This window comes from Legionella tunisiensis, from assembly GCF_000308315.1.
GTDB lineage: Bacteria > Pseudomonadota > Gammaproteobacteria > Legionellales > Legionellaceae > Tatlockia > Tatlockia tunisiensis.
The window spans coordinates 1,786-12,634 of sequence record NZ_CALJ01000026.1; the positions used below are offsets into that span (position 1 = coordinate 1,786).

Sequence of the window (10,849 nt, forward strand, 5' to 3'; positions counted from 1 at the left end):
GCAAAATTTGCGGTTCAATCCATCTGTAGGGCAAACACTATTTTATCAACTAACATCAAGTAACTTGAGATTTGGTAATTAGGATAGGCTTGCTGTAGAACCCATTTTTGAAATGCAACATCGGCAAGATAGGGTTTCCATTCAGCTCTTTTTTCAATCTCTTTAATTTCGTCATTGCTAATAGACTTTGCTTTGATTTCAATTAATTTCAAATGGTTCTTATGTTTTATGAGGATATCGGTGCGAATCAAATAGCCTTGGTACTGTATTTCTGCTTCAAAAAGCGTAATAGATTCATTTTCCAGTAACCGCTTTGTCGCCGCGAGACCTGCTTTGTTTTGGGTAGTCACGAATATACCATCTGGAAAATAACATCGTGCTAAAGCCTCTACCTGATAGCCACCTTCAGCTAATGCTTTTAAAAAAGAGTCTTCCATCAGCTGATTGGCATATTGAGGTTTATCAACGTAATAGAGTTTTGTGGGGCATTCATATGCCAGTCTGAATTTTGATTTCGTTAACTTTGAAGCCGTCATTGTTTCCCTTCCCATGCAACATCCAAGTTGCTATGTAGAAAAGTATAGCTATTAAGGAGGAAATGGCTTTGAAAGCAAAATCATTACGGGGTGTTAGTTAATAACTTCTCCACCTCACTCCAAGGTAATCGACTGCCAGAATCTCTCATTCTCTGAGAAGCAACTCGTGCAACTTCAACGGTAATTTTTTCTCTTGTATCATTTGTTCAACAAGCCATATTGTGCCATGTACTTCAACATTGACGTCCTTAGCTACGTCTCGTAATGCTTTGTCACCCGTTAACAAAATTACCAGATCTTACCAAACTACAGGCGGACCATGGCTCAGATCAAGAAAAGCCGTGATAGCTAATACCTACATGCACGATATTCCCATTGAAATGAGTCATAACCTGCGACGCAACGACTGCTACAGGCGAGGAGTTCGCGGGAATTCTCGTTATTGTGGGGCTCATCGTATAATTTACTCGGCCCAAATCATAATAGAGGTATTCAACCTTGGCACTCCAATTCGGGAGAAACATCCACTCCCCCCCTGCGCCAACAGTCCAACCCAAACGTATATTTTTTGAATAACGACCTGAGGTAACGGTTTGTGGATCAAGCGTAAATTGAGCAAGGGCAGGATCAACCAAACTTCTTTCATTGTTAGTTTGCGTGATTGTGGCTTTTGATGATACACCGCCATAAGCAAGGCCCCCTGTTCCCATGACTAATAACGAGGGCGTGATCAAGCCCCCAAGTCTTCCACGAAAAGTGCCCAAATAATTCGTATGTTTCTTGCTATTCAGCATAGTTGCATACGATTCGCCAGGAAGGAACGAATAAGCGCCTCCATCATAAGTACCGCTCAGCGGAACAGTACTTGACGATTTTCCACTATCATTTCCAGACGTCATGGCCTGTAAATCTGTTTCCAGTCCGCCAAGCAGACGGTCTGTAAATTGCAAATTATATCCAATTTGACCACCGCCAATAAATCCTGCGTTGCTGGTAGAGATAATCCCGGTTGCCCCAGTTGCTGATTGAATACCTGTATAAGTTGCGCCGTTAGGATAGGATGGATTTTGCGAACCTGGAACGAACGATGACACGATGCTGGTTTTGGTATTTGCACTCCAAACGCCACCAGCATTTGCACCGACGTAGAAGCCTGCCCACTTCGGTGCTGCCATCGTGGAGACTTCTGAGCTAACGGCGGATGTATTGCAAAATATCAGTAGCAAGGTTCCACAGAAAACAATAGTATTCCTTATCATAGAAATTCCAATCCCTTGAGAATAGCTTAGATTATCATGTCTTTTTTATATCCGCTAATGCATGAACAACGCACATTGGCTCAGGGCGTAGGCTCTGCTTTTCTCGCGGCATCTAGCCAGTAAGTATGCTCTTGGCAATGAATTAATTGCTCATCACTATCCGTTTGTATTTTCCCTCGGTAAATGTCTTGATATAACTGAACAAAGTGTTCTTGCTTGGTCAATGGTCGTTGATAGACGGTTGATAACAAGGTTAATAATTTATGCCCTTGAGGCGATAATAAAAAATTGGTAAGTTTAGATGCCGCATCAGTTTGATGACGATAAGCATAGAAAGAATACCAAGTATCATTATTTTTACATACACAACGAATGAGTCCTTCAAACTCGACTCTAACATCTTTAACGGTAATGGCATCTTGATGAAATTCATAATTGCTTTTTTGCAACGTTATTAAAATTCTCTCCAGGTTGCTGCTATATTTTTCTACCATGTCATTCCACATGGTTCGTTTAATAGAACTCCCGAAAAGAGTTCCAAAAATACTCCACGAGACAGCTTCGGTTCCTAAACCATGACTATTACCATGCCATACAATGGCATTAATTTGAGGTTCTTCCGCCATTGTTTTATGGAGTAATTCTCTCACCGCTATATTTTCACAACGATTCGCTGCTTGTTGAATGATTCGGGCAATTTCGTAATCAGCTGAGCTATAATGGCCTGGACGAACCTTGTATAAATTAGATAATAATGCATCATGAACTTTCTTTTTTCCTCTACAGAAAAGATATCATGGCTCATTAAATCAACAACTGCATTACTATTGGCTTGGCTACCAAAAAATTGATCATGGCTGATATGATGAATGATACTGTCCATCAATTTTTCAAGTTGAACATCATCACTCTGTCGTAAACGTGCATTTTTAGAAATGGATATGGCCAGTGCCAACGGGTATCGGCGTTCTCCACCCAAGATTTTGTTTATCAAACTGGAGAGTTCATCAACGCTTAATTCGCTGACGTATGAATCAATATCATCATAAGGAAAACCGTCTTCCCCAGCATGTATGATTAAGGTATCAAATTTATCAAATCTAGAGATACGGCTATAGTCAAAATAATCTAAAATCTTACATGTTCTAATGGCCGCAAGACAATTATTTATGTAATAACCATCAACAGAGAATTGATCATTAACCTGTTGAACACAATCCAAAAAGAGTTTTCTTTTAAGACTTGGTTCATCACATGCACGATAAAGAAATTCTAAAAAACCATTAGGATTATATTTTTTAAGCGTCCAACAATCTCATCTTGCTGCATAGAGGGAAGAATAAAAAACCAGTGTAAAAACTGATAACCATAACCTCCTTTAGGAATGATTCTAATCATTTCATTTTTAATTCTACAGTGCTCTTCAAAACTGAGTTCAATAGGCCTGATTAAAGGGATTAAATGATGACTGCCCTCTGTAATTTTAATATTTTTATGCAATAGCTCCGTTAGAGTTTGTTGCTGTGCTTCATCTAACTCATGCCAATGTTGAGCGACAAAATCAATTTCAGGGTAGTTTAAATGTTCGTATAATGGAGTAGATCGACTTAATAAGGTTGTAACTTTTGCATAAGCGAGATCAATCGGTTTACCAGAAAGTGATGCTGTTTCAGCTTTTTTATAACTCCAAACAAGTTGAGCAATTAACTCTTTTTCATGACCATGAGGCCCCGCATCACTGTCAGTTCTCTCAATAAAGCTTTGTAATGCTGCATGGCTTGGCGTCAAACCAACTGACTGACTATATTGAGCGGCCATCATTAATTTTGTTGCATTAGGTAAGGCTGGATCATTAAACAAGGTCCAAAAAGGCCGATCCATGGTTTGTTGGCAAATACCAAGTAATTTAATCTGCAAACTAGCCGTCGCTTCAGGATGATAAAATAACCGGTAAATAGCACCAGGTAATGGTAGCAAAGCAAAGGCATCATTGGGTGAAGTCCACTCTAAAAGATGTTCTAGTACTTCGGATGGTAGCTTTTGCAGTAGATTCTCATCTCTTTGGGATTGTTTGCACGGTGTGACTTCAACAACGTCTCCATTCACAAGTTGCTCTTCAGGTCTTGCCATTTTTTACGCTCCTTAATGCTATAAATTGAAAATACCCGGCTTAGGCATTTTCATTCATTAGATGTATAGTTTTCTTAACGCTAGCAGCGTTTTATACATCCTTATCCCTCTTTTCTATGAGTATGTTTTTAACATCCTATCCATACTCTTTATTGTCATCACTTTAGCTTGTTTACCAAGCTCTTTTTTCTTCATACCTGTTGCTATTTTTGAAAAAATTTGAGCGCAACAAATCATTTTTATTGCGCATTTTAATATAATTCTATTAACTAAATATTAACAAATAGCTAACTAATTAAATGCAATGAAGATAATGTTAAAATCCGGCGTTTCCATTGATTAATTTATGTTTCTGAGCAATGGTTTAAGAGGGTAAAATCCTTCGTAAATGAGCCCCATAATGACGACAAAACCAACGCAGCAGTAACTGCCATACGAGGGGCTCGGACACAGGCTCAACTATTGTCCCATTTTTGGGTGGAAACTGACTGATTGAAAAAATATGGGCATTTCGATTGCTATGCACAGGACTTACGAAAAACTCATTTCAGTAACCATTGCAGTACCGTTATTTCAAAGTTCCCTGCGTTTTTCCGACGACTATTTATTACAAACATGACGAAATGGTATTAGTATGGATGAAATAGCAAAATCCTGTTTAAAAGAAATGGTTCACTTAGCTATATAACTTATTCCTATGTTTGCTCGTGCGCCAAGTGCCAAGGAATGTAATTACATGGATAGATTTAAGACCGTTCATTATATGAAATTTTTATTGTTAGGTTTCTTTTTATTTCTAGTCCTATTTCTAGGGTATTATAACGTTTGGAAAAAACCTTCAGGCATGGTATGGATTCCGGGGGGTGAATTTATCATGGGCAGTAATAGTTCCATGGCAAACCATAATGAGCAGCCTGCACATAAGGTGCATGTGAATGGATTTTGGATGGATAAAACCGATGTAACCAACGCTCAATTTGCCTTATTTGTTGAAGCGACAGGTTATGTGACCACTGCCGAGCAAAAACCAGATTGGGAAACGATAAAGGTGCAGGTACTACCGGGAACACCAAAACCATCCAATGAAAATTTAATTCCAGGCGCAATGGTTTTTATTGGAACGAATGAACCGGTCCCTTTAAATGATTCGGCTGTCTGGTGGCGATTTATTCCTGGTGCTGACTGGCGTCATCCGACAGGGCCAGAAAGCAATATTATTGGTAAAGAGGATTATCCTGTTGTACAAATCTCTTATCAAGACGCACTTGCTTATGCCAAATGGATTGGAAAAAGATTGCCTACAGAGGCTGAGTGGGAGTTTGCTGCACGTGGAGGTTTAGAACAAAAAGAGTATGTTTGGGGGGATGAGTTTCAACCGAAAGGTCAAAAAATGGCAAAAATATTTCCGGGACATTTTCCTGTTATTGAACCAACATACCGGACACTTATCCATCCTTCAAAAGTTGGCAGCTATCCTCCCAATGGATATGGCCTTTATGATATGGCTGGAAATGTATGGCAATGGGTTGCAGATTGGTATAGAGCAGATGCCTTTGTTCTACAGGCTCAAAATAAGCTAACTATAAATCCACAAGGACCCAAGGAAAGTTATGATCCTTCTCATGCGAATGAACCGGCTAACGCACCAAAGCGTGTCATTCGTGGCGGCTCGTTTCTGTGCGATCCCAATTTCTGTGCCAGCTATAGACCCAGTGCCAGACGTGGGGTAGACCCGTACAATCCCATGGCTCATATTGGTTTTAGATTAGTTACCTCATAAAAAGGATGAAACAGAAGGGTTTGGTTAGTTAAAAATGGAGGGCATATTTTCGCGCCTCCGTAAGACAAGGAATACTCTATTTAACAAGGAGGGTTTATGAAGTGGATTCATGGCGTGATTGCTGCAAGCTGTTTGTGGGGAAATATAACTTATGCAGTGGAATCGAGTACCACGTCTCCAAATACCCCACAAAAACCTAATATAGTCATTATTTGGGGCGATGATATTGGACAAACCAATATCAGCGCTTATTCGCATGGGCTTATGGGATACAATACACCCAACATCGATAGCATAGCTAAAGATGGCCTATTGTTTACAGACTATTACGGTGAGCAAAGTTGTACTGCCGGGCGTGCTGCATTCATCACCGGACAAAGTGTTTTTCGTACTGGACTCAGTAAAGTAGGAATGCCTGGCGCGAACCTGGGACTTCGAGGTGAAGATCCAACCATTGCTGAATTACTGAAGCCCTTGGGCTATGCAACAGGTCAATTTGGAAAAAATCATTTGGGTGATAAAGATGTCTTTTTGCCTACCAATCATGGTTTTGATGAATTTTATGGCAACCTCTATCATTTAAACGCTGAAGAAGAACCAGAATATCCGGACTACCCCAAAGACCCTGCATTTCGCAAGAAATATGGTCCAAGAGGCGTCATTCACTCCTATGCGAATAGTGATGGTACGCAAAAAATAGAAGATACCGGGCCATTAGACAGCAAACGCATGGAAACCATTGATGAGGATGTGGCCGCGCGCGCTGCTGAATTTATTGAAAAACAACACAAAGCAGGAAAACCAGTATTTGTTTGGGTTAATTTTACCCATATGCATTTTAAAACCCATGTGAAACCAGGGAGCAAAGGTCAATCTGGACGCTGGCAAAGTGAATATCATGACGCTATGATTGATCATGATAAAAATGTTGGCACTATCCTGAATAAATTGAACGAACTAGGGATGTCTGACAACACGTTAGTCTTTTATAGTACGGATAATGGTCCACATATGAACACCTGGCCCGATGCAGGTATGACTCCCTTTAGAAATGAGAAAAACTCCAATTGGGAAGGAGCATATCGTGTCCCAGCATTAGTGAAATGGCCTGGCCATATTAAGCCTGGTACAGTCTCTATAGACATTATGTCCCATTTAGATTGGCTGCCCACCTTGCTTGCCCTTGCTGGTAATCCCAACGTTAAAGAACAATTATTAAAAGGATATCCGGTAGGAAAGAAAAACTTCAAAGTTCATCTCGATGGCTATAATTTTCTTCCCTACTTAACTGGAAAAGAAACAAAAGGGCCGCGACAGGACTTTTTTATTTTTCAGATGATGGGGATTTAACTGCCCTTCGCTATGATAATTGGAAATTTATTTTTGCTGAGCAACGGGTCCCTGGAACACTAAAAGTATGGAGTGAACCCTTTGTAAAATTGAGGGTTCCCAAACTCTTTAATTTAAGACTAGATCCCTATGAAAGAGCCGATATTACATCAAATATCTATTATTCCTGGTTACTCGATCACGCTTTTGTATTTTTACCAGCACAAGAGAAAGTAGCGCAATTCATTGAAACCTTCAAAGCGTTTCCACCCCGACAAAAAGCGGCAAGTTTTACTGTAGACCAAGTGTTGGAAACTTTACAACAAGGGGTGGCGGATAAATAATTTGTTCGACTTTAAACAAAAGGGGCAATTAAGCCCCTTTTTATTTAAGGTGATATCAATCAGTTAATAGGCATTACTGCGGGCATTTTGTACTTTCCTGCCTGTATATTGAAGTTCAAATGGAAATATGACGTTCCAATCATTTTTCATACTCACTATAGTCCAATTGTTTTGTAATGCCTGCTTTTTTAATGCATCAGAAAAAGTACCTATTGGGGATTTAGTATCATAGGCATATTCTCGAGTGGCGTCATCATGATAGATGAGTACCATAAGATGGGGTTCTTTGCCTGATTGAGTCCATTCAAGCATTTGTTTGTCCCCATCGGAATTCCCAAAGGCAATAATGGGTTTTTTGCCAATAAAATAATTGATTGCCTCTGGTTTCACTTCTTTATCATTTAAGAATAATAATTCTGGCGTTTTTATCAATTCGGGTTTGTTATTCACATAGGTGTATTTCGTTTCACCCACTGTGCCAATAACATATTCAGAGTCAATGCCATAAGCTTCTTTAGCAAAAGAACGCACAAATTCTTGCCCGCCACCTGTGACAATATAGACTTTAAATCCGTTGTCCTTAAGATAATGAATTACCTCGAGCATAGGCTGATAAATGGTTTCTTTATATAAATGATGATATCGAGGATTTTGAGCGGTGTTAAACCAAGCCGATACTATTTGATGGTATTTATCGACACTTAGATCAGTATGCGTTGCTAATACTATTTTTTTAGATCGTCCAGAGAAAAATGTTTAATCGCTTGTTTATCGTTTTGGATAATGGCACTAAACGGTTTTTCAGATGTCCATTCAGGATGCATTGGTGCTAATGCTTTTACTCTATCCATCGCAAAAACAAGTTGGGTGTATATCGGTTGTTCCACCCATAAGGTACCGTCATTATCAAACGTGGCGATACGCTTATCAGGTTCTACGTAATAAGGGCTAGATTTGTTAGTGACAGTTTGAACGAATTGGATAAGATTTTTTTACTTTCCCATCATTCCACGAGGGCAATGGATCAGCTATTGCTTCTAGAGAGAAAATAAAGAGTATCACCAGGGAAAAACTTAGACGTAATTTTTGTGTATTTTTCATCCATGATGTGAACGCTCTATCAGTACGCATTTTCTTATTGGTCCTTTATTTAATATCAATCCTGAAATCAGTTTAATGAGTGCTTTAAATCGATCAAGACTTGATCAAACGAATCGACACGTATAAAACCTAAGCGAGGATACTCCATATCAATAATAGTAAAAATTACCAGACTGATAACCAAAGAGTAACTAACCGTATGCACTATACTCGTTCCTTTTCGGCTATAAATGTGGCTTCCTATAAAAAATGTAGCCACTAAAGCAACAAAAATTAATAAAACAAAAATATACTTGGGAGGATGCAACTGCATGTTTTTTATCCTCTTGTTTTCTATATCAAATACCTGGTTTAGTGCAGGGATTATAAGCATACAAGAGTAATTGTTTTTCATTTTTGTACAAGAGCCAATCGCTTCACTCCATAGTTTCGTTTGGTATTCATGTGACGCCTCCAAATAACGCTCAGCGTCTTGAATGTTAGGAAGTGCTTGATACGCTTTAATATGGAAATCTAAATAGGTTTTTAACGTTTGTTTCGCTGTTTCTTGTTTCTCTATAGGTAATAAGTCAAGGCGTAAATAAAGGGTTCCGATAGCATTTGCTTCATCAATAATTAACGCTCTTCTGTGATCAAACTTATTAACGGCTGAAGAAAAAGTAAATGCCAATAGAAGGCCTAGCAACGCTAACATAGAGCCTTCGATAATCTGCATACTGCTTTCTTTCTTTGAATCGTGATCTAATTTACATTTTTTTGAATATTTATAACCCAAAAACAAAGAAAGTAGATTTAAAAAATAAGATGGCTAAAAATAGTATCCCTATAGAAGTGTAAAAATTCATTTTTATCCCAATCCTTGGGGGTATTAATTACATTATAGATAAAACAAAAAAGAGGAAAGTATATGACGTCATGGCGATACGAAGGACGCCCATCAATAGAATCAAGCGAATTTCTTAATCTTCGCTAGAGTCGCTTAAGAGGCCTATGGAAGAACCCCCAACCATGGGCTATACTTTTTTACTGTTATCACACGTGAGGCTCATCATGGGACAAGGCACTCCAATGGAATTAACAAAATTAAAAAATTGTTGCTGAGATTCAAGAATTTCCAACGAAGATTGATTCCACAGAGTTAGCTAAAAATGCACGGCACTTACTGAAAAAATACGCAGTATTATCTGAAAAAATCGAGAGAAACGTATTAATTTGTGCTGCACATCAAAAGGATCTTGCTAAAATTCGTACCGACGAGTTTAAAGCCATAAGACGTACATTAAAAGAAAAAGCAAATTCAATCCTGCATGCAAAAGACAACAAGAGCGTTCAAAGTGAAAAACCTGCGAAAAAAGCCATAAAAAATCAACTCCCCCAAAAACCTCAAAAGCTGCTGACGCCTCGGTTGCAAAAAAAGCAAAAGCCGCTGACGCCCCAGCTGCAAAAGCAACAAGCGCAAAAAAGAACCGTGAAAAAAGCGTCACCTAAACCTAAAAAAGCAGCTGCGCCCAAAGAAGGTGCATAAGCTATTTAAACACCAAGCCCGAATAGCTCATCTAAAACAATCATGAGGCAGCAACGCTGCCTCAAAAAGAGATGCATGGAAGTTATGGAGTAGGAGTAAAAACCCGGACACATCTAACGTGAAGGAGGCTATTTTTAGTAGCGCCTGCCGGTATGGAATTGTTGAAGACCTGGCTTAAGGCGGCGGTAGCAGCAGGAGTACCAGACCATTGAGTGCCCTATCGACTATACGATCTTTAATTCCGGTTCACACGCAGTATATCGATAAGCTAATATGTTTGCGTCTATTGATATTTCATTTTTCGTGGCGCAAAGGATGCAAATCAGCCGTGAAATCCATTATCGGCAGACTCTTATCTCGTTAGGGAGAGCTCGTTATGTCTGGAAGGCAAAAAATAACATTGAAACAATCGATACTTGTTTGGGGAACAGGCGATATTTATTTTATAGTTGCTGTGATGATATCTGTTTTATTTTCCGTATTATCTCCAGACATCAAAAATCAGTTGAAGCTGAGTAACACGCAATTAGGCTTGCTTGGGACCGCTTTTTTCCTTTGTTATGGTATTGCACAGCTATTTACCGGACGGTTGTTTGATAGGATTGGGCCAAAAATAACACTGGCAAGTTCTGCTTTTATTGCCGCCCTTGGATTACTATTAATGGCGGTTAGCCAGAGCTTTGCTATAGCTATTACCGCAAAAATTATCACAGGCATTGGTTTATCTACGTCTTACATAGGTGCTATTTACCTGGCTAATACTTGGTTTTCCGAAGAGCGATTTGCATTAATTTCTGGTATTACTCAGATGTCGTCCAATATTTTAACTGCCTTGTTAGTGATTA

General features: G+C 39.1%; 12 protein-coding genes. 4 read left to right on the top strand and 8 right to left on the bottom strand.

Going from position 1 to position 10,849, the window contains the following annotated elements:
* Nucleotides 1-14: 14 nt before the first annotated feature.
* The 5 genes from BN58_RS32395 to BN58_RS01890 form a co-directional block, all read right to left on the bottom strand.
* Nucleotides 15-536 carry a hypothetical protein gene (locus BN58_RS32395; RefSeq protein ID WP_232220261.1) on the bottom strand — a complete coding sequence of 174 codons (522 nt, stop codon included), beginning with the start codon at nt 534-536 and terminating at the stop codon, nt 15-17.
* A 329-nt stretch (nt 537-865) separates the two neighbouring features.
* Entirely contained in the window at nt 866-1,795 is a 930-nt protein-coding gene (locus BN58_RS01875; protein WP_083852076.1) for an outer membrane protein, read from the bottom strand.
* A gap of 80 nt (nt 1,796-1,875) precedes the next feature.
* Nucleotides 1,876-2,421, bottom strand: coding sequence for a hypothetical protein (locus BN58_RS01880; protein ID WP_026069189.1), 546 nt, complete (start codon nt 2,419-2,421; stop codon nt 1,876-1,878).
* 26 nt (nt 2,422-2,447) lie between these two features.
* Entirely contained in the window at nt 2,448-3,017 is a 570-nt protein-coding gene (locus tag BN58_RS01885; RefSeq protein WP_019215389.1) for a hypothetical protein, read from the bottom strand.
* Nucleotides 3,018-3,067: 50 nt separating this feature from the next.
* Complete coding sequence (locus tag BN58_RS01890) at nt 3,068-3,925, bottom strand: hypothetical protein (protein ID WP_019215390.1); 858 nt, start codon at nt 3,923-3,925, stop codon at nt 3,068-3,070.
* A gap of 736 nt (nt 3,926-4,661) precedes the next feature.
* Here BN58_RS01890 and BN58_RS01895 point away from each other — a divergent pair.
* The 3 genes from BN58_RS01895 to BN58_RS31420 all read left to right on the top strand — a co-directional run bounded on the left by BN58_RS01895 (nt 4,662) and on the right by BN58_RS31420 (nt 7,378).
* Nucleotides 4,662-5,705 (top strand): formylglycine-generating enzyme family protein, encoded by a 1,044-nt coding sequence (locus tag BN58_RS01895; RefSeq protein WP_019215391.1) that lies wholly within the window; start codon nt 4,662-4,664, stop codon nt 5,703-5,705.
* 96 nt (nt 5,706-5,801) lie between these two features.
* Nucleotides 5,802-7,055, top strand: coding sequence for an arylsulfatase (locus BN58_RS21250; RefSeq protein ID WP_198009792.1), 1,254 nt, complete (start codon nt 5,802-5,804; stop codon nt 7,053-7,055).
* 89 nt (nt 7,056-7,144) lie between these two features.
* The gene (locus BN58_RS31420; RefSeq protein ID WP_019215392.1) at nt 7,145-7,378 is read left to right on the top strand and encodes a hypothetical protein; all 234 of its coding nucleotides are present in this window, start codon (nt 7,145-7,147) and stop codon (nt 7,376-7,378) included.
* Nucleotides 7,379-7,441: 63 nt separating this feature from the next.
* Here BN58_RS31420 and BN58_RS27965 read toward each other — a convergent pair whose 3' ends face one another.
* From BN58_RS27965 to BN58_RS21260, 3 genes are all read right to left on the bottom strand, one after another.
* Entirely contained in the window at nt 7,442-8,107 is a 666-nt protein-coding gene (locus BN58_RS27965; protein ID WP_083852077.1) for an HAD family hydrolase, read from the bottom strand.
* A complete protein-coding gene (locus BN58_RS30420) occupies nt 8,104-8,265 on the bottom strand; it encodes a hypothetical protein (RefSeq protein ID WP_019215394.1) in 162 nt (53 codons plus the stop codon). The genes BN58_RS27965 and BN58_RS30420 overlap by 4 nt, the downstream gene beginning before the upstream one ends.
* Before the next feature lie 281 nt (nt 8,266-8,546).
* Nucleotides 8,547-9,194 (bottom strand): bestrophin-like domain, encoded by a 648-nt coding sequence (locus BN58_RS21260; protein ID WP_156812305.1) that lies wholly within the window; start codon nt 9,192-9,194, stop codon nt 8,547-8,549.
* A 1,186-nt stretch (nt 9,195-10,380) separates the two neighbouring features.
* On the opposite strand from BN58_RS21260, the gene BN58_RS01920 reads away from it, so the two are divergent.
* The coding region (locus BN58_RS01920) for an MFS transporter (protein ID WP_026069190.1) at nt 10,381-10,849 on the top strand (469 nt) is incomplete at its 3' end.

Bases quoted from the DNA above. Each gene is read 5' to 3' on its own strand.
- BN58_RS32395 (WP_232220261.1), bottom strand. From the start codon at position 536: ATGACGGCTTCAAAGTTAACGAAATCAAAATTCAGACTGGCATATGAA.
- BN58_RS01875 (WP_083852076.1), bottom strand. From the start codon at position 1,795: ATGATAAGGAATACTATTGTTTTCTGTGGAACCTTGCTACTGATATTT.
- BN58_RS01880 (WP_026069189.1), bottom strand. From the start codon at position 2,421: ATGGCGGAAGAACCTCAAATTAATGCCATTGTATGGCATGGTAATAGT.
- BN58_RS01890 (WP_019215390.1), bottom strand. From the start codon at position 3,925: ATGGCAAGACCTGAAGAGCAACTTGTGAATGGAGACGTTGTTGAAGTC.
- BN58_RS01895 (WP_019215391.1), top strand. From the start codon at position 4,662: ATGGATAGATTTAAGACCGTTCATTATATGAAATTTTTATTGTTAGGT.
- BN58_RS21250 (WP_198009792.1), top strand. From the start codon at position 5,802: ATGAAGTGGATTCATGGCGTGATTGCTGCAAGCTGTTTGTGGGGAAAT.
- BN58_RS21260 (WP_156812305.1), bottom strand. From the start codon at position 9,194: ATGCAGATTATCGAAGGCTCTATGTTAGCGTTGCTAGGCCTTCTATTG.